The organism is Pseudomonas triticicola (assembly GCF_019145375.1).
GTDB lineage: Bacteria > Pseudomonadota > Gammaproteobacteria > Pseudomonadales > Pseudomonadaceae > Aquipseudomonas > Aquipseudomonas triticicola.
The window spans coordinates 405,901-429,800 of the sequence record NZ_JAHSTX010000002.1 but is presented as its reverse complement, the minus strand read 5'-3'; the positions used below and the strand labels follow the sequence as shown (position 1 = coordinate 429,800).

The 23,900-nt window shown below is 60.0% G+C and carries 19 protein-coding genes; 12 read left to right on the top strand and 7 right to left on the bottom strand.

Translation table 11 applies throughout. From position 1 onward, the window contains the following. Positions 1-113 precede the first annotated feature (113 nt). Together KVG85_RS23770 and KVG85_RS23765 are read left to right on the top strand one after the other, a co-directional pair. Positions 114-455, top strand: coding sequence for a zinc ribbon domain-containing protein YjdM (locus KVG85_RS23770; RefSeq protein WP_016773119.1), 342 nt, complete (start codon positions 114-116; stop codon positions 453-455). Between the two features lie 204 nt (positions 456-659). Further along, the gene (locus KVG85_RS23765; RefSeq protein WP_016773118.1) at positions 660-917 is read left to right on the top strand and encodes a PA4570 family protein; all 258 of its coding nucleotides are present in this window, start codon (positions 660-662) and stop codon (positions 915-917) included. A 137-nt stretch (positions 918-1,054) separates the two neighbouring features. Here the strand turns inward: KVG85_RS23765 and bamJ are convergent, their stop codons facing one another. From bamJ to KVG85_RS23750, 3 genes are all read right to left on the bottom strand, one after another. Beyond that, complete coding sequence (gene bamJ / locus KVG85_RS23760) at positions 1,055-1,672, bottom strand: BamJ family beta-barrel-assembly machinery protein (RefSeq protein WP_016773117.1); 618 nt, start codon at positions 1,670-1,672, stop codon at positions 1,055-1,057. A gap of 120 nt (positions 1,673-1,792) precedes the next feature. Next, entirely contained in the window at positions 1,793-2,098 is a 306-nt protein-coding gene (locus KVG85_RS23755; RefSeq protein ID WP_024014365.1) for a DUF6482 family protein, read from the bottom strand. A gap of 131 nt (positions 2,099-2,229) precedes the next feature. After that, positions 2,230-2,718 (bottom strand): TIGR00645 family protein, encoded by a 489-nt coding sequence (locus KVG85_RS23750; protein ID WP_016773116.1) that lies wholly within the window; start codon positions 2,716-2,718, stop codon positions 2,230-2,232. 160 nt (positions 2,719-2,878) lie between these two features. Here KVG85_RS23750 and KVG85_RS23745 point away from each other — a divergent pair, with 160 nt between their 5' ends. Then, positions 2,879-4,708, top strand: coding sequence for a hypothetical protein (locus KVG85_RS23745; protein ID WP_217865184.1), 1,830 nt, complete (start codon positions 2,879-2,881; stop codon positions 4,706-4,708). Here the strand turns inward: KVG85_RS23745 and KVG85_RS23740 are convergent. Then, complete coding sequence (locus KVG85_RS23740) at positions 4,705-5,025, bottom strand: PA4575 family protein (protein ID WP_016773114.1); 321 nt, start codon at positions 5,023-5,025, stop codon at positions 4,705-4,707. The two genes, KVG85_RS23745 and KVG85_RS23740, sit on opposite strands and share 4 nt — an antisense overlap. Positions 5,026-5,349: 324 nt before the next feature. After that, complete coding sequence (locus KVG85_RS23735) at positions 5,350-7,788, bottom strand: Lon protease family protein (protein WP_024014367.1); 2,439 nt, start codon at positions 7,786-7,788, stop codon at positions 5,350-5,352. A gap of 302 nt (positions 7,789-8,090) precedes the next feature. Here KVG85_RS23735 and KVG85_RS23730 point away from each other — a divergent pair, with 302 nt between their 5' ends. The 4 genes from KVG85_RS23730 to KVG85_RS23715 all read left to right on the top strand — a co-directional run bounded on the left by KVG85_RS23730 (position 8,091) and on the right by KVG85_RS23715 (position 11,765). Next, on the top strand, positions 8,091-8,579 hold the full coding sequence (locus KVG85_RS23730) for a DUF3015 domain-containing protein (protein WP_007909797.1): 489 nt from the start codon (positions 8,091-8,093) through the stop codon (positions 8,577-8,579). Between the two features lie 191 nt (positions 8,580-8,770). Then, entirely contained in the window at positions 8,771-10,624 is a 1,854-nt protein-coding gene (locus tag KVG85_RS23725) for an Lnb N-terminal periplasmic domain-containing protein (RefSeq protein WP_217865183.1), read from the top strand. Positions 10,625-10,843: 219 nt separating this feature from the next. Beyond that, the gene (locus KVG85_RS23720) at positions 10,844-11,200 is read left to right on the top strand and encodes a hypothetical protein (RefSeq protein ID WP_217865182.1); all 357 of its coding nucleotides are present in this window, start codon (positions 10,844-10,846) and stop codon (positions 11,198-11,200) included. A 70-nt stretch (positions 11,201-11,270) separates the two neighbouring features. Beyond that, a complete protein-coding gene (locus tag KVG85_RS23715; RefSeq protein WP_039761720.1) occupies positions 11,271-11,765 on the top strand; it encodes a GreA/GreB family elongation factor in 495 nt (164 codons plus the stop codon). Here the strand turns inward: KVG85_RS23715 and gdhA are convergent. Further along, on the bottom strand, positions 11,762-13,099 hold the full coding sequence (gene gdhA / locus KVG85_RS23710; protein WP_217865181.1) for an NADP-specific glutamate dehydrogenase: 1,338 nt from the start codon (positions 13,097-13,099) through the stop codon (positions 11,762-11,764). The two genes, KVG85_RS23715 and gdhA, sit on opposite strands and share 4 nt — an antisense overlap. Before the next feature lie 348 nt (positions 13,100-13,447). Then, on the bottom strand, positions 13,448-15,112 hold the full coding sequence (ettA, locus tag KVG85_RS23705) for an energy-dependent translational throttle protein EttA (RefSeq protein ID WP_016773108.1): 1,665 nt from the start codon (positions 15,110-15,112) through the stop codon (positions 13,448-13,450). A 287-nt stretch (positions 15,113-15,399) separates the two neighbouring features. Between ettA and morA the strand changes: the two genes are divergently transcribed. From morA to KVG85_RS23680, 5 genes are all read left to right on the top strand, one after another. After that, positions 15,400-19,248 (top strand): cyclic di-GMP receptor MorA, encoded by a 3,849-nt coding sequence (gene morA / locus KVG85_RS23700; protein ID WP_056790520.1) that lies wholly within the window; start codon positions 15,400-15,402, stop codon positions 19,246-19,248. A gap of 297 nt (positions 19,249-19,545) precedes the next feature. Beyond that, positions 19,546-20,799, top strand: a complete 1,254-nt coding sequence (gene glyA, locus KVG85_RS23695) for a serine hydroxymethyltransferase (RefSeq protein WP_016773106.1) — start codon at positions 19,546-19,548, stop codon at positions 20,797-20,799. 220 nt (positions 20,800-21,019) lie between these two features. Next, positions 21,020-21,583, top strand: a complete 564-nt coding sequence (locus KVG85_RS23690) for a hypothetical protein (RefSeq protein ID WP_225926894.1) — start codon at positions 21,020-21,022, stop codon at positions 21,581-21,583. A 241-nt stretch (positions 21,584-21,824) separates the two neighbouring features. Further along, complete coding sequence (locus tag KVG85_RS23685) at positions 21,825-23,138, top strand: C4-dicarboxylate transporter DctA (protein ID WP_041477785.1); 1,314 nt, start codon at positions 21,825-21,827, stop codon at positions 23,136-23,138. A gap of 49 nt (positions 23,139-23,187) precedes the next feature. Then, the gene (locus KVG85_RS23680; RefSeq protein WP_133339103.1) at positions 23,188-23,892 is read left to right on the top strand and encodes a FadR/GntR family transcriptional regulator; all 705 of its coding nucleotides are present in this window, start codon (positions 23,188-23,190) and stop codon (positions 23,890-23,892) included. Positions 23,893-23,900: the final 8 nt, after the last annotated feature.

The window sequence follows — 23,900 nt, the reverse complement described above, 5'->3', positions numbered from 1 at the left end:
GAAGCCTTCGCGAGCAGGCTCGCTCCCACAGTTGTTTCTGCGCTATGCCCTCCTCCGCGTAAAACCCTATACAATGTGCGCCCTTTAGCCCTCCTGATACCCAAGGAACCTTAGTGAGCACGTTGCCACCCTGCCCGAAATGCAATTCCGAATACACCTACGAAGACGGCACCCAACTGGTCTGCCCCGAGTGCGCCCACGAGTGGTCTGCCAGCGGCGAAGCCGAAGTGGCGGCCGATGATGCCGTGAAGAAAGATTCGGTCGGCAACGTCCTGCAGGACGGCGACACCATCACCGTGATCAAGGACCTCAAGGTCAAGGGCACGTCGCTGGTGGTCAAGGTCGGCACCAAGGTCAAGAATATCCGCCTGTGCGATGGCGATCACGACATCGACTGCAAGATCGACGGCATCGGTCCGATGAAGCTCAAATCCGAGTTCGTCAGAAAAGTCTGAGCCTTGCGTCATCCATCCTGCGCCAGCCGTGGGATGGAGCTTTGCCCTCCCCCCTTCGGCTCAATGAATCCGCGCATGGCCATCAGCCAGTCATTTTGACCTGACACAACCTTTACCCGGAAAACTCCACGATCCGCCAATAGGCACTTGCTATTTGATGAATAAGAATTATTCTCATTGAAACCTTTCAAGGAGATGAGACCCATGACTTATTTGATCGACGCTTGGCTGGATCGCCCACACCCGTACCTCAGAATCCTCCATCGGGAAACCGGCGAAGTCTGTGCGGTGCTTGAAGAAGAAGCCTTGCATGAGCTGCAGGATCAAGGCGATCTGGACGTCAGCAGCCTCAATTCCAGCGAGCCGCTGGTGCTCAAGGAGCTGGTGCGCAATCTGTTCCTGTTCTGCTATGCCCGGGCGTTGCGCCCGACCAATGAGCTGCACAACAAGATCGAAATATGAGCGGTAGTACAAAACCTGTGGGAGCGAGCCTGCTCGCGAAGACGGATTTGCAGTCGACGATTGAGTTGACTGACACACCGCCTTCGCGAACAGGCTCGTTCCCACAGGGTTAGCCTGCCATCAAGGCAGGCTCGGTATTACAGAACGTCGAGCAGCTCGACGTCGAACACCAGAACGCTGTGCGGCGGGATGCTGCCGACGCCTTGGGCGCCGTAAGCCAGTTCGCTCGGCACGTACAGGCGCCATTTGCTGCCGGCATTCATCAGTTGCAGCGCTTCGGTCCAGCCAGCGATCACGCCGCCAACCGGGAATTCTGCAGGCTGGCCGCGCTCGTAGGAGCTGTCGAACACAGTGCCGTCGATCAGGGTTCCGTGGTAATGCGTACGCACCTGGTCTTCACGGGTCGGCTTGGCGCCGTCGCCCTGAGTCAGCACTTCGAATTGCAGGCCGGAAGCCAGGGTGGTAATGCCGTCACGCTTGGCGTTTTCGGCGAGGAAGGCCAGGCCTTCGCCAGCCGCGGCTTCAGCCTTGGCAGCTGCTTCGGCTTGCATGATCTCGCGGATCACTTTGAAGCTGGCGGACATTTCTTCCTGGCCAACACGGCTTGGCTTGCCGGCGAAAGCGTCGGTCAGACCGGCCAGGATCGCGTCCAGGCTGACACCCGGTGGCGGGTTGTCGCGCAGCTGGTCGCCGAGTTGACGGCCGATACCGTAGCTGACGCGGGTTTCGTCGGTGGACAGATTTACTTCGGACATGACACTGCTCCGCTGTGCGGACGGCCACAGGACTTGCCGTGCGTGCACAGCGCGTCCCGGCGCGCCCGGAACCAAAAGGGCGAGCAGACTAGCACAGATACCCCGGACTTGGGGCCGGGCCTACAGGGCCGAGCGCCAGGCGAGCGGCACTTTCAGGCTTTCATCGAGGTCAGCGACCAGCCCGCACATTTCGTCATGGACTGAGGTGTGCACAAGGTTGAATGGCAGAACCGGGAAGGCATGCAGCAGATCCCGCGCGTGCTCCACTGAGCGCAGCGTCAGCATGTTGCCCTTGAGATCGCTCAACGGATACGCCGTCCCATGCATCCTCGCTTCCAACAGGTAAATGCCCCCTTCCATCGAGATCAGGTTTAACTCGTCGACCTTCCTGGCAACAGCAAACGCGTTCAACTCTTGCAGGTTCATGGAAGCACCTCACACCGTGGCGAATCGCACCGTTACAGGCATAGGCCGCTGCGCTTGAAAGCACAAGCCACAAACGAAACCGCCCGTCTGTTTCGCAACAGACGGGCGGTTTTTTTGCCTTGATCGGCCGATCAGTGCTTGGTGACCTTGTCCAGGTAACCCATGGCAAACGCGGACACCACAAAAGTCATGTGAATGATCACATACCACATCAGATGCTCAGGATCGACGTTCTTGGCATCCATGAAGATGCGCAGCAGGTGGATCGAAGAAATCGCCACGATCGACGCCGCGACTTTCATCTTCAGCGACGACGAGTCCATGGTACCCAGCCAGCTGAGCTTCTCTTTGCCTTCGTCGATGTCCAGTTGCGAGACGAAGTTCTCGTAGCCGGAAATCATCACCATCACCAGCAGACCTCCCACCAGCGCCATGTCGATCAGCGACAGCAGCACCAAGATCAGATCCGATTCAGCCATGGCGAAGACATTGGGCAGGATATGGATGATTTCCTGGAAGAACTTCAATGCCAGCGCCAGCAGACCGAGGGACAGGCCGATGTAGATCGGCGCCAGCAGCCAGCGGGTGGCGTACATTGCATTTTCGATAAAGCGTTCCATTGACTCTCACACAAGGGGCTGGAAATGGCGGCGAGTATAACAGCCCGCTGTGACAGCCAGAAACCGCCGGAAAATCCGCCACCTGCGTGTGTGTGACAAAGTTTTTCTGCTAGTGTCCAAAGCATTGACAGCCCAATGACAGTGGACAGGACGCGTGGAAATGGATGTGCGATCAGCCTTGACGACTGCCGGTATCTGCCTCGCCTTGCTCATCGGCGGTTGCTCGCCCGGCGATGAAAAACAAGTCGCCAACCTCGACGAAAAGACCGCCACCTTCGAACAGTCACTGGACACGATCAGCGATCCCAAGCTCAAGGACGCCATCACCGAACTCGGCGGTTCGCTGCTGTTGCTCGAACGGGCCCGGCTCAAGCTCGACGACATCACCCCGCATACCGAATACGGTGCCGACGCCCTCGCCGTGCTCAAGCACTACCCTACCCCGCAAGCGCTGGTCGATACCTTCATCAACGGTCTGTTCGTGCTGCACAAGGACGCCAGCTCGGATTACCTCACCGATCTGCAACCGGTATTCCCGTTCAACCTGAACATTCCCGGCGGTTTTCTGTTCCCGCACGGCATCGAGTGGCACTCGGTCACGTTGAGCAACAAACGCGTGATCGCCTGGCAGCCGGAGTGGTCGGAAACCGATCCGGGCATTCAGCTCAGCCCGTCCAGCTCCAACGTGACCAACCCCGATGACCTGACGGTGACCTACCCGTTCATCGATGGTCTCAACGTCGACAAGAAAAGCCTGCCGCAACCGGTCAGCCTGCAAGGCCAGGTCGAAGTCATCGCGCCACGGCGCTTGTACAGCTTTGACCTGACGCAGAAAGACGTCGGCCAGACTCGCACCAATGACAACCTCAGCGTCAAACTGCTCAAGCTGGAAAAGAACTATGCCGAGGTCGAAGTCAGCAACAGCCTGCCGCTGGCGGCAGAAGTCGCCGAAACCCGGATCAATCCGCTGATCGTCCAGGCCCGCGACGCCAGTGGCCAATACTTGGTGCGCGCCGGTTCGATCAACGAAAGCCCGGAGCAGGTCGAGTTTTACCAGAAGCAACTGACGCAGTTACAGAAGCAGAAGAGCTGGAGCGACACCCTGGAAAAACAGCTCAGCGACGACCAGCAAGCCTTCGAGAAAGACCACCCGCGCCGCTACAACAAGGTGTATTTCCACGGCCCGATCGACACACTGGAAGTCAGCGTGCTCGACTTCTCCTCGGCAACGGTGACGCGCAAATCCCTGGACCTGCCGGTGCGCACCTTCAATCCGCACACCACGGCCAAAGCCGTGCAGCCGCTGGACCTGCCCGTGGTGGTGTATGACGATCTCGCCGCCAACTGGCTGAAAGGCGCGGACCTGACTGAGGAACAATTGAAGGCCGGCGTGCGCATTCACCAATCGGTGGAAGAGCCGAGCGCGGCGCGTATCGAGTTTTCCCACCGCCGCACCTTCAATGACGAATTGCTTGGCGACGAACTCAACCCCGGCGTCAGTCCCGTGACCTTCTTCACGGAAAAGCGCGGCGGCAAACTCGACGAGCCGATCGAACTGCCGCCCGAGGCGTACCAGGTCGATCCGCTGCAAGCGACGATTACTTATGATCTGAACCTGTTTCCGGAAACCCCGGCGATTGCCGTGGGCTCGATGCCGTTGTTCCTGGCGACTGTGGCCAAGCAATCCTACGACGCGCAGTCATTGCCCAAAGGCCTGGCGATCAAGGACAACACACTGGTGGTCGACCTGAAAACCTTCCCGGCCAACGAATGGCGTTTCTTCGTCAAGGACGACAGTGGCCACTACCTCAAGCAGATTCTTTCGGTCAGCCACGACGCCAGCACCGAAGGCCCGGCGCTACTCGGCGTGCACTACTTTTATGGTCGCCCGACTCGCGTGGAAACCTATCAGCGCACCGACCTCGCCACCGTGCAATACGGCTTTGAGGTCAAGCTCGACAAGGCGCCGGTGGACCAGACAACGCCTTAACCGTTGAGACTGCGCCCACGGCCGCCGTTGATCTGCCGCAACTGCGCTTGCAGATGCAAGCTCCAGATCTGCGGATCATCGGCCAGTTCGTAACCATGCAAGGTCAGGCTTTCAACGATGGTGTCGAGAATCGACTCGGCCGCGACCGGGCCGTGAAACGGGCCTTGGGCTTTGATCGCGGAAGGTTGTTCGCCGGCCATGCCGGCCGCGAAGAGCAGCGTCCACATGCCATTGTCGCCGGCCAGCGGCTTGACGGCGCATTCGATCCGGGTCACCAGACCCAGGCATTGACGGGTGAGACAGAGGTTGCGCGACATGGCGGCGACCCTCGGTAAAGCCGGTATTCAGCCCCCACGGGAGGACTGGCTCGATCCAGTGATACTGTCGATATCCTTGACCTGAGAATAGAAGAAAAGTGTCCCGCGCAAGCCGAATGGAACCAGAAGGCGCCGAATGGTCATTGTGTGAATATTGGCGTCAGAGTAGTGGCACATTCCCCGAAGATCCCCGCAGAGATCAATCTGGAAAAGCACTGTGGGAGCGAGCCTGCTCGCGAAGACGATGAATCAGCCAACTCATTCGTCGACTGATACAGCGCTTTCGCGAGCAGGCTCGCTCCCACAGGGTCTGGCGTGAACTGATCAGGCCGGTTTGGCTTCGGCGAGAGCCTCCTGCGCCAGTTCCTTCTCGGCCTCTTTCAAGTCCTCTTCACTGATCATCTCGGCGATATCGCGCAGGCGTTCGACCACTCGGGCATTGATGCTGCCTTCGGGGAATTCGCCATCGGCGTTCGGCTCCCCGGCCGGCTCGCCCACCAGCAGGCTCAGCGCCTCATCGGCCTGACGCACCGCATACACGTGGAACTGCCCGGCGCGCACGGCGGCGAGGACTTTTTCATCGAGCATCAGCGTGGCGACGTTGGCCTGGGGAATGATCGCGCCCTGCTCGCCGGTCAGGCCGCGCGCTTCGCAGAGGCGGAAGAAGCCTTCGATCTTCTCGTTGACCCCGCCGACTGCCTGCACCTCGCCGAACTGGTTGATCGAACCAGTGATGGCAAAACATTGCTTGAGCGGGGTTTTCGACAGCGCCGAAATCAGCGTGCACGCCTCGCCCAGCGATGCGCTGTCGCCGTCGACGTAACCGTACGACTGTTCCAGCGCAATGCTCGCCGAGATCGCCAGCGGGAATTCCTGGGCGTAACGGCTGCCCAGATAACCGGTGAGAATCATCACGCCTTTGGAGTGGATCGGCTGGCCGAGGTTGACCTCACGCTCGATGTCGACGATGCCGCTGCCGCCCGGGTACACCGTGGCGGAAATCCGCGCCGGCACGCCGAACGCCGAATCGCCGACCTCAAGCACCGTGAGCCCGTTGCACTTGCCGACCGCCGCACCGTCGGTGTCGATGAGGATGATCCCGGCGAGCATGTCGTCGAGAATCCGCGCCGAGACCCGCCCGGTGCGAGTGGCCTTGGCTTTCAGGGCGCGTTCGATATGGCCGGCGTCGGTCATTTCATCGCCGGCCAGATGGCGAATGAAATCCGCCTCGCTGACCAGTTGGAACAAATCGCCAATGCGCGCCGACAAGCGCCCCTGATGCTCGGCCAGCCGTGCGCTGTAAGTCGCCAGTCGCGCCACCGCATCGGCGGTCAATGGCGCCATGCCTTCTTCCGAAGTGCGGGTTTTCAGGAGCTGGGCGAACTGCTCGAGGCTTTCGTCGACCATCGGGATGTCTTCGTCGAAGTCGACCAGAACGCGGAACATTTCCTGGAAGTCCGGATCGAGATCCTGCAGCGTGTAATACAGCTGCCGCGCGCCGATGATGATGACTTTGACCTGCAGCGGGATGTGCTGCGGATTCAGGGTCATGGTGGCGAAGCGGCCCATCTCGCCCAGCGGCGATTCCATTTTCAGTTTGCGCGATTGCAGGGCGCGTTTGAGCGCATCCCACACGAACGGCTCGCTGAGCATTTTTTCCGCTTCAAGAATCAGGAAGCCGCCGTTGGCGCGATGCAGCGCCCCCGGACGCAACTGCCGGTAAGTGGTGTAGAGCGCGCCCTGATCGGTGGTGTACTCGATGCGGCCGAACAGGTTTTCGTAAGTCGGATGCGGTTCGAACACCACCGGTGCACCGCCGCTGGCCGGATGCCCGACCACCAGGCTCGGTGCGTATTGTTCTTCCAGCAACTTGCGCGCGACGGCGTCGGTCTTGCTGTCGTCGACCAGTTGCTCGACCACGGTTTTCAGCAGGTAGACCTGCATTGCTTGCAGGTAACCGCAGACCCCGGCGTTCTCTGCGTACTTCTCCGACAGCGGCGCCAGCAACGGCTGCAAGGCCAGGGTGATGGTTTCTTCGTTGAGCGAACGCAGTTGATTGTTCGACTCGCGCTTCCACTGCGGCAGGCTGGCGAGTTCTTCGTTCAGGCGCTCTTCGAGGCCGGAAATGTCATCGTGAAAACGCTCGCGCTCGGCTTCCGGCAACTGCGCGAATTCGGCTTCGTCCAGGGCCTTGCCGTCGAGCATCGGGGTGAAGGCGATATTGCTGCTGTCGCGGTACAGGGCGACGTCTTTTTCCAGGGCCAGACGCTCGATGATGTCCAGCGCCTTGTCGTAGCGCTGGTTGAAGGCGCGGTCGATGGCGCTTTTTTTCTGCTGATACGAAGGATGTTCGAAAACCGCCGGAAAAGTCGCCAGCAGGTTGTCGATCAGGCCGTTGATGTCACCGATGAACGAGGCCGCCGTGCCCGATGGCAGCTCCAGTGCACGCGGTTCGCGCGGCTCATCGAAATTGTTGACGTAGACCCAGTCCGCCGGGGTCTGCAGGCGCTTGCCTTCGGCTTTCAGGTAGCGTTTGACGAACGAGAAACGCCCGGTGCCGGGCTCGCCCATGACGAATACGTTGTAACCGGGGCGTGGCATCGCCACACCGAACTGCAAGGCTTCGACCGCGCGTTCCTGGCCGAGCACACCGCGAAAGGGCTCCAGATCATTGGTGCTGGTGAAGCTGAACTGTTCAGCGGAAAACGGACGAGTCAGCGCTTCGGGCGCAAGACGCAGGCTGGCAGCAACAGGATCAGGCATCGGGCTTCCTTAACAATCAGGCGGGGCAGGTAGCGGCATTCTGGCGCTGCCCGTGCCCCACTGGCAAGGCGCGCCACATGACAAAGCATAGACAAGCGCGCGGCCGGCCGACGCGTCCCGATAAATCAGAGGTTTATTCCAAATATTTTGCAAAAAGTCACGGAACCGCTGGAACGTGCCTAAACTCCAAACTGCGCGGCTGGAACTAATACCGGCCCACTGACACTTTCGGCGCTGTCCTCAGGCAGAGTGCGAAAGGCCAGAACCCTGTCCATTGGTATGCACATAAAGAGAACAAAGCTATGAAACGGATTCTTCTCGGTACTCTCTTCACCGCTGTATCCATCAACGCAATGGCGCAAGCCCCGGGCGGCCCGGATTGCGGTTGGGGCAACATGCTGTTCGAAGGTCAGCGTGGCACCCCGGCGCACTTCCTTGCTTCCACCACCAACGGCACTTCCGGTAACGCTACCTTCGGTATGACCTCCGGCACCAACGGCTGCTCGACCAACGCGTCGCTGACTTATGGCGGCAAGTCCTGGTTCGCCATGAATGGCATGATGAACGAGCTGTCCGAAGACATGGCCAAAGGCAACGGCGAAGCGCTGACCACCTATGCCGTGGTACTGGGCGTAGCACCGGAAGACCGCGCGCACTTTGCGGCCGTGACCCACGAGCACTTCCAGCAGATCTTCAGCAAGGCTGACGTGACCGCTGAAGACGTACATACCAACACCCTGGCAGTACTGAAATCGGACCCACGTCTGGCCAAGTACGCAACTCAGGCTTAAGCTCGACCCCACCCGCTTCCTTCGGGAAGCGGGTTTTTATTTTTTGCCAAATGACCCGTTGTTGGAGCTGACGAGTGCAACGAGGCTGCGATCTTTGCTTTTGAAGATCAACAGATCGCAGCCTCGTTGCACTCGTCAGCTCCTACAGTTTGTTGGTATTGAATTTTTTCTTTCGACTTAAGTTGCCGACTATGCTCAAACGCCTTGCCTGGCTGGCGCTCTGTGTCTGCGCCCCGCTGTCCGCCGCGCCTCACATCGATCCTCAACGTTTGCAGCAACTGGCCAACGACCGCTTCTGGATTTCCCTCGGTCATTACGAAACCGCCAAGCTCGGCGGCTGGCGCAGCTATGTCAGCGACAAGAAGTTCTTTCTCGCCCCCGATGGCAACGAGCATCCGGACCGCGAACTGGCCGCCACCGTGCAGGCGCTGTACGCCCCGGCCAGCCTCGGCGAGCAACATGCACAGTGCGTCTATCCGGCGCGCACGCGCTGGCTGAAAGCGCAACTCAACCTCTCCGATTTGCCAGCGCCGGAATGCGCCGAATACAAGAAATGGTTCAAGGACGTCTCGCCGCACAGTGCTGTGATGATCTTCCCGGCGGCGTATCTCAACAGCCCGTCGTCGATGTTCGGCCACACCTTGCTGCGCATCGACCAGGCGGACGTGCAGGCCGACAAGACCTCGCTGCTCAGTTACGCGATCAACTTCGGCGCCTACATCGAAGGCTCGGACAACAGCATTCTGTATGCCTGGAAAGGCTTGATGGGCGGCTATCCGGGGCTGTTCGCGCTGGTGCCGTATCAGGAAAAACTCTCGGAATACCGCAGCCTGGAAAACCGCGACCTGTGGGAATACCGCCTCAACCTGACCCAGGAAGAAACCGCACGCATGGTCGAACATGTGTGGGAGCTCAAGCAGATCCAGTTCGACTACTTCTTCTTCGACGAAAACTGCTCTTATCGCTTGCTGGAACTGCTGCAAGTGGCGCGGCCGAGCCTGCGCCTGACCGAACAATTCCCACTGACCGCGATCCCCACCGACACCGTCAAAGCGGTGAAAGAGGCCGGGCTGGTCGAGCACATCGAATATCGGCCGTCCCGCGAACGTGAGCTGCTCAGCCGCGCCGAGCCGTTGAGCGATGACGAACAGCAATGGGTCCTGAAAGTCAGCGCCGACCAAAAAGTCCTGCAGGAGCCAACGTTCAAAGCCCTGCCGCGCGCACGTCAGGCATTGGTCGTCGATGCCGCCTATCGTCTGGAGCGCTACCGCGCCAACGGTCAGGAGCGCGACCCGCAGCGAGCGCAACGCAGTTTCGAACTGCTGCGGGCGATCAACAAGAACCCGGCGCCGGAGCTGGAAATTCCGCAACCCGGTCTGCCCGAAGACGGCCACGAATCGCGCACCTGGCAGGCCGGGCTCGGTACGCGCGGCGATCGCGCGTTCGGCGAATATGGTCTGCGCATGGCCTATCACGATCTCAACGACAACGCCGAAAGCTTTCCTCTCGGCGCGCAGATCGAAATCCTGCAACTGAAGCTGCGCCAGTACGAAGGCAATGACTGGCAGTTGCAGCAACTGGATCTGGCGACCATTCGTTCGCTGACACCGCGCAACGAGCTGCTGCAACCGCTGTCATGGCAAGTCACCGGTGGCCTTGAGCGTGTGCCGGGCAAGCATGACGACGAAACACTGGTCAGCCATGTCAACGGCGGCGGCGGTGGTACCTGGCAATTCGGCGAAGACGTGCTCGGCTTTGCCTTGGGCACGGTGCGCGTGGAACACAACAACGACTTCGCCGAGTTTGTTTCCCCGGCCGGTGGCTTCAATACCGGCGTACTGTGGAAAAACCCGCTGGGCAATCTGAGCCTGGAAGCCAAGGGCGATTACTTCTTCAACGGTGAAGTGCGCCGCAGCCTGAGCCTGAATCAGCAGTGGGAGCTGTCGCGCAACCTCGGTTTGCGCCTGAGCGCGCAGCGCGAGTTCAGCCAGCTCGCCAGCCCGGAGACGGAAGTCATGCTGGAAGTGAAGTGGTATCACTACTGATCCCGAGCCTGTGTAAATCTCCCTGTGGGAGCGAGCCTGCTCGCGAAAGCGGTGGGTCAGTAAATAGTAGTGTTGCCTGACACGACGCCTTCGCGAGCAGGCTCGCTCCCACAGGCGCTTTGTGGTGTGCAATGGATTTTTCACAGGCCTTCGACAGCCGCCTCATGAATCCCCTTCTAGACTTTCCCTATCAGCCGAAAACCGGCGCGGGAGAGTGCGATGTGGCGGTGCGTGGGGTTGTTGGGTGTTGTAATGGCGCTGGGCGGTTGCCAGACCACCCATGAAGACTTGATCGCCAAAGGCTATCCACCGGCCTTCGCCGACGGTTTCGATGACGGTTGCGTCAGCGGTCGCCAGGCTGCCGGCTCGATCAGCGGCGAGTTTCGCAAGAACGTGCCGCGCTATCTCAAGGACCAGCAATACGCCGACGGCTGGGTCGACGGCTTCCGCCAATGTCAGGCGATGCTCGAAAACAGGGATCGCGAGCAATATCGCAACGAACATTGGGATGAACGCGAACGTGCCTGGCAGCAGCAGAAGGACCATGACGCCGGGCGGGCCTATCGCTCGCAATAGGTCGCTTGCAGACATCCGTTGAAACCAAATGCCGGCAACCATGGCCCAAATCCTTTAACAGGAGGAATTCATGAGTCGCGCATTCGTCAACGAAGACAACGCCGCCGCGCAGGCCGATCAGCCGGTCGAACGTCAGGTCAGCACGCAGCCCAACTACGTCACCCCGCAAGGGCTGGCGCAGTTGCAGGCGAAAGTCATCGAGTTGCAGAGCCTGCACGCCGAGCAAACGGCCAAGGGCGAGCAGGCCGACAAGCAACGCTTGGCCGATCTGCAACGGGATCTGCGCTATTTCACTCAACGCCTGAGCAGCGCCCAAGTCGCAGTCGCTGCGACCTCCACCGACAAGGTCCAAATCGGTAGCTGGGTGACTTTTGCCGATGAACACGACACAGAACACCGCGTGCAACTGGTCGGCGAGGATCAGGCCGACGCCAGTCAGGGCCTGATCAACTGGGCCTCACCGCTGGGCCGGGCCTTGCTCGGCGCCCGGCTCAACGATGAGGTGCTGTGGCAGCGACCTGCCGGCGATCAACTGATCGAAGTGATCCGCATCGAACCGGCTTAAACCACGCCTTGCGCCAACATCGCATCGGCGACTTTGACGAAGCCGGCAATGTTCGCGCCCTTGACGTAATTGACCTGACCGTTGTCTTCGCCGTAATGCACGCAGGCGTGGTGGATCGACTGCATGATCGCGTGCAGCTTGCTGTCGACCTCGCCCGCCGTCCACAGCAGGCGCATGGCGTTCTGCGACATTTCCAGACCACTCACGGCAACACCGCCGGCATTCGACGCTTTGCCCGGTGCGAACAGAATGCCGGCCTCGATAAAGATATCCACAGCCGCCAGCGTGGTCGGCATGTTCGCGCCTTCAGCCACACACACGCAGCCATTGCGCAGTAGAGTGCGCGCGGCTTCGGCGTCGAGTTCGTTCTGCGTCGCGCAGGGCAGCGCGATATCGCACGGCAGCGACCACGGATGTTGGCCGGCGCGGAATTCCAGACCATGGGCGCTCGCCAATTCGCTGATGCGCCCACGTTTGACGTTCTTCAACTCCAGCAGCGCCAGCCACTGTTCTTCGCTCAGTCCTGCTTCGCAATACAGCGTGCCTTCGGAATCGGAAAGGGAAATCACCTTGCCGCCCAGATCCATGACCTTGCGCGCCGCGTACTGCGCGACGTTGCCGGAACCGGAAATCGCCACGCGCTTGCCTTCCACGCACTGCCCGCGGCGCTTGAGCATTTCTTCGGCGAAGTACACGCAGCCGAAACCGGTGGCTTCCGGGCGAATCAGGCTGCCGCCGTAGGTCATGCCCTTGCCGGTGAGGACGCTGGTGAACTGGTTGCTCAGGCGCTTGTACTGGCCAAACAGGAAACCGATCTCCCGTGCACCGACGCCGATGTCACCGGCCGGTACGTCAACATCGGCACCGATGTGGCGGTACAGCTCGCTCATGAACGCCTGACAGAAACGCATGACTTCAGCGTCGCTCTTGCCCTTTGGATCGAAGTCCGAACCGCCCTTGCCGCCGCCCATGGGCAGGGAGGTCAGCGAGTTTTTGAATGTCTGCTCGAAGGCGAGGAATTTCAGCACGCCGAGATTCACTGACGGATGAAAACGCAAGCCGCCCTTGTACGGGCCGATGGCGCTGTTCATCTGGATACGGAAGCCGCGATTGACCTGGACCTTGCCCTGATCGTCGACCCACGACACCCGAAACACCAGCGCACGCTCCGGCTCGCAGATACGCTCGAGAATGCCTGAAGTCAGGTAATGCGGATTGGCCTCAAGAAACGGCCACAGACTGCGCAGGACTTCTTCGACAGCCTGGTGGAATTCGGGTTGATCCGGGTCGCGTTTTTTCAGGCGCGCAAGGAAGGATTCGACGGATTCGATCATGGGCAAAGTCTCGGCAAATTTATTGTCGTTGGAGGAGATTGGGCCGGACTGTAACAAACGAATTGCGCACAGGAACAGAGCAAAATGTCGCAGTTATGAAATTAAATGGTGCACAGCATATAAATCCGAGGGGTTTTTGATGCGTTTTTGCACCTGAGTGGGGAGCACAGATTCAAGACTTGCACCAACAGCTACACCGTCTTCGCGAGCAGGCTCGCTCCCACATTTGGAATGCGTTACCCCTGTGGGAGCGAGCCTGCTCGCGAATCGCCGCGCCTGGGTTGACTGAAAAAACTCAGGCAAAAAAAACGGAGCCCGAAGGCTCCGCTCTTGTGCAACCAACCCGAATCAGGCCAGTTTCTTGTGACGTACCCGGTGTGGCTGGGCCGCTGCTTCGCCGAGGCGTTTTTTGCGGTCGGCTTCGTACTCGGTGTAGTTGCCTTCGAAGAACACCGCTTGCGAGTCGTCTTCGTACGCCAGGATGTGCGTGGCGACACGGTCAAGGAACCACCGATCGTGAGAGATCACAATGGCGGCGCCAGGGAAGTCGAGCAGGGCTTCTTCCAGCGAACGCAGGGTTTCCACGTCGAGGTCGTTGGAAGGTTCGTCGAGCAGCAGGACGTTGCCGCCCTCCTTCAGGGTCAGCGCCAGGTGCAGACGACCGCGCTCACCGCCGGACAGATCCTTGACGAACTTCTGCTGGTCGCCGCCCTTGAAGTTGAAGCGACCGACGTAGGTACGCGACGGGATCTCGTAGTTGCCGATGCGGATCTGGTCGGAACCGTCGGAAATCTGCTGGAACACGGTCTTGCTGCCATCGAGGTCTTCGCGGCTCTGGTCGACGCAGGCCAGTTGCACGGTTTCACCGATTTCGATGCTGCCCGAATCCGGAGTTTCCTTGCCCATCAGCATGCGGAACAGCGTCGATTTACCGGCACCGTTACCGCCGATCACGCCGACGATGGCGCCCTTCGGCATGGAGAACGACAGGTTGTCGATCAGCACGCGATCGCCGTAGCCTTTGGTGACGTTCTTGAATTCGATGACCTTGTCGCCCAGGCGCGGACCGGCCGGGATGTAGATCTCGTTGGTTTCGCTGCGCTTCTGGAATTCCTGCGATTGCATTTCTTCGAAGCGTTGCAGACGTGCCTTGGATTTCGACTGGCGGGCCTTGGCGCCTTTGCGCACCCACTCCAGTTCTTCCTTCATGGCTTTTTCATGAGCCGACTGCTGTTTGGATTCCTGGGCGAGACGATCGGACTTGGCTTCGAGCCAGCCCGAATAGTTGCCCTCGTAAGGAATGCCCGCGCCGCGGTCGAGTTCCAGAATCCAGCCGGCGACATTGTCGAGGAAGTAACGGTCGTGCGTGATCGCGACCACGGTGCCCGGGAAGTCGTGGAGGAAATGCTCCAGCCACGCCACCGAATCGGCGTCCAAGTGGTTGGTCGGTTCGTCGAGCAGCAGCATGTCCGGCGCGGACAGCAGCAGACGGCACAGGGCGACACGGCGCTTTTCACCACCGGACAGGTGTTCGACTTTCGCGTCCCAGGCTGGCAGACGCAGTGCATCGGCGGCGACTTCCAGCTGGCGCTCGAGGTTGTGGCCATCGCTGGCCTGCAGGATCGCTTCGAGCTTGGCCTGTTCAGCGGCAAGCTTGTCGAAGTCGGCATCCGGGTCGGCGTAGGCCGCGTAGACCTCGTCCAGACGCGCTTGCGCATCCTTGATCACGCTGACTGCTTCTTCGACCACTTCACGCACGGTCTTGGCTGGGTCGAGCTGCGGCTCTTGCGGCAGGTAACCGATGTTCAGGTCCGGCATCGGACGGGCTTCGCCTTCGAACTCGGTGTCGACGCCGGCCATGATTTTCAGCAGCGTGGATTTACCCGAACCGTTGAGGCCGAGCACGCCGATCTTGGCGCCGGGGAAGAAGGACAGCGAAATGTTCTTGAGGATTTCCCGCTTCGGCGGAACAACTTTGCCCAGCCGATGCATGGTGAAGACGTATTGAGCCATGGAGAACCTTGGGTCAGTGACAGATGAATGATTGGAGCGCAGGCGATGCCTGGCCAGACTGTGCGCGTCGTTCACTTGATCGCAATCAATGCGTGCGCGCTGGAAAAAGTCTGATTGTAGGGGCTGGAACGCCCCCGGTCTAACCGGCAAAGCTACCTTAATGCTGGAAGGCAGTCCAGCCGAGAGGGGCTGGCACTTCGCCACGAGTCAAGGCATGCTAGCCGCCCTTCGGGCGTCCGGCTTATAGTGCACGTCGCGCCAGTCCAGCCAAATCGCAGGATCACAGCTTGACCAATGTCACTCCGCCAGCCTCTGTGAGCAGCACCCCACCGGCGCCCGGCTCGCCCCTGCGCGGGACATTAAAGGGTGCGCTGGCCACCCTCGTGCTGTTATTGCTCGCGTTGCTGTTCTGGCAACTGCTCGATCAATTGCGCGAAACCCAGAAGAACCAGCGCCAGTACACCATCGATTACACCGCCGACCTCGCCGCTCAGGTCAGCCTGAACATGGCGCTGAACGCGCAAATCGCCCTCAATCTGCTACCGATCGTCGAGCAACCGCAAACTGCCGACGAACAGCAGATGCTCCTGCGCAAGTTGCAACGCTCGCTGCCCGACCTGCGCAGCATGGCTCTGCTCTCGCCCTCCGGCCGGATCATCAGCGACAGCGCCACCGACAGTTCCGACGCCGATTACCTGACCGAACTGGTGCGCCGCAGCCGCGCTCAGGCGCATTACTTCAGCAATGCCGATGACGGCTCGGTGGTGCATCTGCTACTGCATCAGGCCAGCGGCAGCAGTCGCGGTTACTGGGCCTTGCGTTTGACGCCAACCTTCTTCGACTCGCTGACCAAACAGGACGCCACCGCCCTGCGCCCGTTGTGGTTGGTGGAAAACCGCCTCAATCACCAGATCATCAGCCGCGAGGCCGGGCTGCCCTCGGTCAAGGCTGGCGGGCTGACGCCCGACGATGTCGCCAACACCGTGCTGACCGTGCCGCTGAGCAGCAGCGACTGGCAACTGCGCGGGCTGTTCGACCGCCAGCGCGTACTGGAAGAGTTGCTGCCGGCGTTCATCGGCAAATGCCTGCTCGGCCTGGCGTTTTCGATGTTGCCGGTGATCGCGCTGCTGAACATGCGTCGGCGTCAGCGCCAGGTGCATGAAGGCCGGCGGCGTTATCAGGATATTTTCGAAGGCACCGGCGTGGCCTTGTGCGTGCTTGACCTGTCCGGCCTCAAGCAGATGTTCGACAAGGCGCAGATCCAGACCAGCGACCAGCTCAAGGCCTGGCTCGACCAACCGCAGCAGCGCCAGCAGTTGCTCGCGGAAATGCGCGTCACCGAAGTCAACCAGGTCGCCCTGCAACTGCTCGATGTGCACTCCTGCGACGATGCCTGGCAACTGCTGATCGATGGCCAGCGCCATCCGCAGTGCGCGATCGGTCAGCAGATCCTCGACGCCGTCCTGCAACAGCAGAAGCAGCTGGAACTGGAAATCAAACTGCCCAACAGCAACGGTCGCGACCAGCATCTGTGGATGGTTTTGCGCCTGCCGAGCGAGCAGCACGACTATAAAGCGGTGATCCTCAGCATCAACGACATCACCAGCCGCAAGCTGATCGAACTGTCGCTGCTGGAGCGTGAAGGTTTCTGGTCGGACGTGGTGCGCACCGTACCGGATCATCTGTATGTGCAGGACGTGATCAGCCAGCGGATGATTTTCAGCAACCACCACCTCGGCCAGACCCTGGGCTACAACCGCACTGAACTGCATCAGATGGGCGAGTATTTCTGGGAAATCCTTCTGCATCCGGAAGACGCCGACTATTACCATCGTTCGCGGCAGTTGCAGCGTCACGCCGGTTACAGCCAATTGTTGCAATGCCAATTGCGCTTCCGCCATCGCGACGGCAAGTGGCGGCGCTTCGACATCCGTGAACAGGCGCTGGCGCGGGACAAGCACGATCAGGTCACGCGGATCATCGGCGTGGCCAAGGACATCACCGAACAGATCGAGGCCAGCGAATCGCTGCGTGACAGCGAGCAGCGCTACCGCATGCTCGCCGAAAGCATCAGCGACGTGATTTTCTCCACCGACAGCAAGCTCTCGCTGAACTATGTCAGCCCGTCGGTGCAGGCGGTGCTCGGATACAACGCCGAATGGATTTTCCAGAACGGCTGGCAATCGATCATCGCCAATCCCGGGCAACTGAACGGCATTCATGTGCTGATGGACCGCGTCAGCAAGGCGCTGGACAAGCCCGAGCAACTGGCATTGCTGCGCAGTCAGGTGCAAACGCAGCTGTTCCTCTTCGATTGCCTGCGCGCCGACGGTCGCAAGATTCCGATCGAACTGCGCCTGGTGCTGGTGTGGGACGAACACGGCGCGTTCGAAGGCGTGCTCGGCGTTGGTCGCGACATCAGCCAGCAGCGCCGTGCCGAAAAAGATCTGCGCATGGCCGCCACGGTTTTCGAGCACTCGACTTCGGCAATCCTGATCACCGACCCGGCCGGCTACATCGTCCAGGCCAACGAAGCGTTCAGTCGGGTCAGCGGCTACAGCGTCGGCGAAGTGCTCGACCAGTTGCCGAACATGCTCACCGTCGACGAGCAGCAGGACGCGCACTTGCGCTACGTGCTCAAGCAGTTGCACGAGCACAGCACCTGGGAAGGCGAAGTGTGGATGAAGCGCCGTAACGGCGAACATTACCCGGCGTGGGTCGGCATTACTGCGGTGCTCGACGATGAGGGCGATCTGGCCAGTTACGTGTGTTTCTTCAGCGACATCAGCGAGCGCAAGGCCAGCGAGCAGCGCATCCACCGCCTCGCCTATTACGACGCCCTCACCCACCTGCCGAACCGCACGCTGTTCCAGGATCGTCTGCACACCGCGCTGCAAGCGGCCGAACGGCAGAAGTCGTGGGTGGTGCTGATGTTCCTCGACCTCGACCGTTTCAAACCGATCAACGACTCCTTGGGCCACGCCGCCGGCGACCGCATGCTCAAGGACATGGCCACGCGCCTGCTGGCCTGCGTCGATGACGATGACACCGTGGCGCGCATGGGTGGCGACGAATTTACCTTGCTGCTGCAGCATCGCTCCAACCGTGAACTGGCGCTGAACCGGGCGATTCATGTCGCCGAGCAGATTCTCGCCAGCCTGGTGCGGCCGTTCGTGCTCGAGGGCCGCGAGTTCTTCGTCACCGCCAGTATCGGCATCGCCCTGAGTCCGCAGGACGGCAATGAACTCAGCCAGTTGATGAAAAACGCCGACACGGCGATGTACCACGCCAAGGAACGCGGCAAGAACAACTTCCAGTTCTATCAGGCCGACATGAACGCCAGTGCGCTGGAACGTCTGGAGCTGGAAAGCGATCTGCGCCATGCGCTGGAGCAGAACGAATTCGTCTTGTATTACCAGCCACAGTTCAGTGGCGACGGCAAGCGCCTGACCGGCGCCGAAGCGCTGCTGCGCTGGCGCCATCCGCGTCGCGGGCTGGTGCCGCCGGGGGATTTCATTCCGGTGCTGGAAGAGCTCGGCCTGGTGGTGGACGTTGGCGACTGGGTCATCAGCGAGGCCTGTCGACAGCTGAAAACCTGGCACCAGCAACGGGTGCGGGTGCCGAAGGTGTCGGTGAACATTTCCGCGCGGCAGTTCTCCGACGGCCAGTTGGGCACGCGAATCGCGACGATCCTGCGCGAAACCGGCCTGCCGCCGGCGTGTCTGGAGCTGGAACTGACCGAAAGCATCCTGATGCGCGAAGTCAGCGAGGCGATGCAGATTCTTGCCGGGCTGAAAAACCTCGGCCTGAGCATCGCGGTCGATGACTTCGGCACCGGTTATTCATCGCTGAACTACCTCAAGCAATTCCCGATCGACGTGCTGAAGATCGACCGCACCTTCGTCGACGGCCTGCCGTCCGGCGAACAGGACGCGCAGATCGCCCGGGCGATCATCGCCATGGCCCACAGCCTGAACCTGGCGGTGATCGCCGAGGGCGTGGAAACCCATGAGCAACTGGATTTCCTGCGCGAGCATGGCTGCGATGAGGTGCAGGGATATCTGTTCGGCCGGCCGATGCCGGCGGGACGGTTTGAAGCGCAGTTCTGTAACGATGCGCTGTTCATGTTCGACTGACGATCTGCGGCGCGCCCGAAAAGATCGCAGCCTTCGATCGTTCCCACGCTCCGCGTGGGAATGCCTCACTGGACGCTCTGCGTCCGCTTCGGCAGGTGACGCGGAGCGTCACGGGCTGCATTCCCACGCAGAGCGTGGGAACGATCAATGCCCCTCTGCTCGCGAACGGGCCGGCAAAAGCACCGCACATCTGTCATGAACGCCACTTGTCTGCGACATGACGTCGTTTCATATGTCATCCAAAAGCGGTTGGGTTAGAATGCCCCCCTTTTCTGCCCCCGATCCTTGAGGACCGCCATGTTCAGCCGTGATTTGACTATTGCCAAGTACGACGCCGACCTTTTTGCCGCCATGGAGCAAGAAGCTCAGCGTCAGGAAGAACACATTGAGCTGATCGCTTCGGAAAACTACACCAGCCCAGCGGTGATGGAAGCTCAAGGCTCGGTCCTGACCAACAAGTACGCCGAAGGCTATCCGGGCAAGCGTTACTACGGTGGTTGCGAATACGTGGACGTGGTTGAACAACTGGCCATCGACCGCGCCAAGGAACTGTTCGGCGCCGATTACGCCAACGTTCAGCCGCACGCCGGTTCCCAGGCCAACGCCGCTGTTTACCTGGCTCTGCTGCAAGGTGGCGACACCATTCTGGGCATGAGCCTGGCCCATGGTGGTCACCTGACCCACGGCGCCAGCGTTTCCTCCTCGGGCAAGCTGTACAACGCCGTTCAATACGGTATCGATGCCAACGGCCTGATCGACTACGACGAAGTCGAGCGCCTGGCGGTCGAGCACAAGCCGAAAATGATCGTTGCCGGTTTCTCGGCCTACTCGCAGATTCTCGACTTCCCGCGCTTCCGCGAAATCGCTGACAAGGTCGGCGCTTACCTGTTCGTCGACATGGCTCACGTCGCCGGTCTGGTTGCCGCGGGTGTGTACCCGAACCCGGTGCCGTTCGCCGACGTCGTCACCACCACCACCCACAAGACCCTGCGCGGTCCACGTGGCGGTCTGATCCTGGCCCGTGCCAACGCCGAGATCGAGAAAAAGCTCAACTCCGCAGTATTCCCGGGCGCCCAGGGTGGCCCGCTGGAGCACGTGATCGCGGCCAAGGCAATCTGCTTCAAGGAAGCGCTGCAGCCTGAGTTCAAGGCCTACCAGCAACAAGTGGTGAAGAACGCCAAGGCCATGGCCGAAGTGTTCATCGCGCGCGGTTTCGACGTGGTATCGGGCGGTACTGAAAACCACCTGTTCCTGCTGTCGCTGATCAAGCAGGACATCTCCGGTAAAGATGCCGACGCCGCTCTGGGCAAAGCGTTCATCACCGTGAACAAGAACTCCGTGCCTAACGATCCACGCTCGCCGTTCGTCACCTCCGGCCTGCGCTTCGGTACTCCGGCTGTGACCACTCGCGGTTTCAAAGAGGCCGAGTGCAAAGAGCTGGCTGGCTGGATCTGCGACATCCTGGCTGACCTGAACAACGAAGCGGTGATCGACGCCGTTCGCGAGAAAGTCAAAGCCATCTGCAAGAAACTGCCGGTGTACGGCGCTTGATGCCTCGTTAATCCGCAATAAAAAACCGGTCACTATGGCCGGTTTTTTATTGCCATGAATTCGATAAAAAAATACCACCCGAATAAAGCAGCAACCTGCTAATCCCGTCCAGCAGGATTGTTCATCTCTTTGTTCGAACCAAACTCTTGCAACACACCTGCAAACCGCCATAAATGAAAACCGCTTAGTCTGAAACCCGACTTGATAAACGGATTTCATCATGACGAGCAATATCGAAAAATCTTTCATCGCGACACTGAGAATGTTCGACCACAGGGTCGGCTTTCTTGAACAGCTGTACGGCAACCCGGCGATGGCTACCATCAGTCTGTTCAGCGGCGGTTTCTATACCGGACGCCCACAAACACGGGATCAGTCCCACCTGCTCGGCATCCGGAGCAACGAGCAGAGCGGCCGGATAAAACCGCTGAAGCTGCATTTCGGTCATACCCCTGACGGCTACATCCTCACCGTGAAAAACCAGGGCAACTATTTCAATCAGGTAATCAGCAATCACTGGCTGGACACCGTCGAGGCCGTCAAGCCAGACACTGACAACTTGACCACTTTTATTCTTGTCGACCGTAGCGGCACCGCTATAACGCTGGACAACTTAACGGGCGTACATACAACTGCTTCTCTCAAACTGAAAAATCATGCGTATCTGGGCGGTATAAAAATCAGAAGTCTGCCTTACGTCTATCTGGGCAAAACCGAAGAACGTTCAAAGATCACTTTCATCCTGAGCATCGTCGAAAGACATGTACCAGTCATCAAAACGTGACTCACGCCCCGCCCAGGAAAAAAGGCGGAGCCGCCGATTTTTCTCTCAATGCTCAAGACCGGGCCATCCAGACAACTGGTAAGACCGGTCATGCCAATTTCCTAATTTTTACTTGCGATCCGCGAAAACCTGCGCCTAGACTGCGCCTGCACTGGACATACCGGTAAGACCACAATAATTAAGTCCTGAATCCGCTGCGCCACGCGTACGGCAGCCAGGACACCGACCCAGGATTCCTCCCATGCTCAGATGGTGCTCGCGTTCAATCTTCCTCCAAGTGGTTCTCGGACTGATGCTCGGCATCGTCTGCGGGCTGACCCTTCCTGAATACTCCGCCCAGCTGAAACCGCTCGGCGATGGCTTCATCAAACTGATCAAGATGCTGATTGGCCTGATCGTGTTCTGCGTGGTGGTCAGCGGCATCAGCGGCGCGGGCGATCTGAAGAAGGTCGGGCGCATCGGCCTGAAGTCGGTGATCTACTTCGAAGTGCTGACCACCATCGCCTTGGTGATTGGTCTGGTGTTCGCCTTCAGCACCGGCATTGGCAGCGGCGCGAACATTCATCTGGAGCAGCTCTCCAGCGCCGACATGGGCGACCTCGCCGAGCGCAGCCAGCACATGCACACCACCACGCAATTTCTGATGGACCTGATCCCGACCTCGGTGATCGGTGCCTTCGCTGACAACAATATCTTGCAAGTGCTGCTGTTCTCGGTGCTGTTCGGCAGTGCACTGAATCTGGTTGGCGAAGCGGCTTCCGGGATTTCGCGGCTGATCAACGAACTCAGCCACGTGATCTTCCGCATCATGGGCATGATCGTGCGGCTGGCGCCGATCGGCGTATTCGGCGCCATTGCTTTCACCACCAGCAAATACGGCCTCGATTCGTTGCAGCACCTGGGCAGTCTGGTCGGTCTGTTCTACCTGACCTGCGTCGCCTTCGTCGCGCTGATCCTCGGTCTGGTGATGCGCGTCTCCGGCCTGCGCATGTGGCCGCTGCTCAAGTACCTACGGGAAGAACTGCTGATCGTCATGGGCACTGCCTCTTCCGACGCCGTGCTGCCACAGATCATGCGCAAGCTCGAACACCTCGGCATCGGCAGCTCGACGGTCGGTCTGGTGATCCCGACCGGGTACTCGTTCAACCTCGACGGTTTCTCGATCTACCTGACCCTGGCCATCGTGTTCATCGCCAACGCCACTGGCACACCGCTGGCGATGACCGACTTGCTGACCATTCTGCTGGTGTCGCTGATCACCTCCAAAGGCGCCCACGGCATTCCCGGTTCGGCGCTGGTGATTCTCGCCGCGACGCTGACGGCGATCCCGGCGATTCCCGTAGTCGGTCTGGTGCTGGTGTTGGCCGTGGACTGGTTCATGGGCATCGGCCGCGCGCTGACCAATCTGATCGGCAACTGCGTCGCCACCGTGGCTATCGCCCGCTGGGAAAAGGACATCGATGTACAGCGCGCGAACAAGGTGCTCAACGGCGAACAGGGCTATAACTTTCAACCTCGAAAAACCGTCGCCCCGGCGGCGGCGAAAGAATTCTGAATGAGTGCCGTGCCTGCCAATGCGCAGGCACGGCGCAGGGAGCCAATACGTGATTACAACGTCAACCGTCGTCAACTCAGTGGTGGAAAAACTCCGCGCCGCGTTGGCCCGAGGCCAGTGGCGCTCCGGCGACATGCTGCCGGGCCAGCGCGAACTGGCCGAACAGCTGGGCATCAGCCGGCCGAGCCTGCGCGAAGCGGTGATCGTCCTCGAAACCCTCGGCCTGGTGCGCTCGATGCCGGGCAAAGGCGTAGTCGTCCTCGACGCACAACTCAGTGACAGCCAGAGCCACGACAGCGCGGTGGCCGGCGCCAGTCTCGAAGACGTGCTGCAACTGCGCTACACCCTTGAACCGTTCATTGTCGGGCTGGTTGCGCAATCGATCAGCAGCAAGGAAGTCGGCCAGTTGCGCCTGACCCTGATGGACATGCGCGAAGCCCTCGAGGCCGGTGACAGCGAAGCCGGAGTCAGTGCCTACATCGCTTTCCACGAAGAACTGTTCACGCTGACCTCGAATCCGATTTTCCAGAGCGTGGTGCAGCAGACCAGTAACGCGCTCAAGCAAAGCGCCGAAGTGTTGCGCAATTCCCCGGAACATCTGGCCGAACGCCTGGAAGAAAACGAAGCCGTAGTCCGCGCTATCCGCAGCAAGAACAGCGCTCAGGCCAGCGCCGAAATGCGCCGGCACATTCTGCGCGAAGGTCAGCGCATGGGCATCGAGCTGAATATTCCGGATGACAACCTGCCCACCTGATTTGCCAG

What these genes read in the sequence shown, in the direction of transcription:
- ettA (WP_016773108.1), bottom strand. Translation starts at nt 15,112, where the DNA reads ATGGCTCAATACGTCTTCACCATGCATCGGCTGGGCAAAGTTGTTCCG.
- KVG85_RS23690 (WP_225926894.1), top strand. Translation starts at nt 21,020, where the DNA reads ATGACGAGCAATATCGAAAAATCTTTCATCGCGACACTGAGAATGTTC.
- KVG85_RS23725 (WP_217865183.1), top strand. Translation starts at nt 8,771, where the DNA reads ATGCTCAAACGCCTTGCCTGGCTGGCGCTCTGTGTCTGCGCCCCGCTG.
- KVG85_RS23730 (WP_007909797.1), top strand. Translation starts at nt 8,091, where the DNA reads ATGAAACGGATTCTTCTCGGTACTCTCTTCACCGCTGTATCCATCAAC.
- bamJ (WP_016773117.1), bottom strand. Translation starts at nt 1,672, where the DNA reads ATGTCCGAAGTAAATCTGTCCACCGACGAAACCCGCGTCAGCTACGGT.
- KVG85_RS23715 (WP_039761720.1), top strand. Translation starts at nt 11,271, where the DNA reads ATGAGTCGCGCATTCGTCAACGAAGACAACGCCGCCGCGCAGGCCGAT.
- KVG85_RS23735 (WP_024014367.1), bottom strand. Translation starts at nt 7,788, where the DNA reads ATGCCTGATCCTGTTGCTGCCAGCCTGCGTCTTGCGCCCGAAGCGCTG.
- KVG85_RS23720 (WP_217865182.1), top strand. Translation starts at nt 10,844, where the DNA reads ATGTGGCGGTGCGTGGGGTTGTTGGGTGTTGTAATGGCGCTGGGCGGT.
- KVG85_RS23765 (WP_016773118.1), top strand. Translation starts at nt 660, where the DNA reads ATGACTTATTTGATCGACGCTTGGCTGGATCGCCCACACCCGTACCTC.
- KVG85_RS23685 (WP_041477785.1), top strand. Translation starts at nt 21,825, where the DNA reads ATGCTCAGATGGTGCTCGCGTTCAATCTTCCTCCAAGTGGTTCTCGGA.
- KVG85_RS23755 (WP_024014365.1), bottom strand. Translation starts at nt 2,098, where the DNA reads ATGAACCTGCAAGAGTTGAACGCGTTTGCTGTTGCCAGGAAGGTCGAC.
- KVG85_RS23750 (WP_016773116.1), bottom strand. Translation starts at nt 2,718, where the DNA reads ATGGAACGCTTTATCGAAAATGCAATGTACGCCACCCGCTGGCTGCTG.
- glyA (WP_016773106.1), top strand. Translation starts at nt 19,546, where the DNA reads ATGTTCAGCCGTGATTTGACTATTGCCAAGTACGACGCCGACCTTTTT.
- KVG85_RS23740 (WP_016773114.1), bottom strand. Translation starts at nt 5,025, where the DNA reads ATGTCGCGCAACCTCTGTCTCACCCGTCAATGCCTGGGTCTGGTGACC.
- KVG85_RS23745 (WP_217865184.1), top strand. Translation starts at nt 2,879, where the DNA reads ATGGATGTGCGATCAGCCTTGACGACTGCCGGTATCTGCCTCGCCTTG.
- gdhA (WP_217865181.1), bottom strand. Translation starts at nt 13,099, where the DNA reads ATGATCGAATCCGTCGAATCCTTCCTTGCGCGCCTGAAAAAACGCGAC.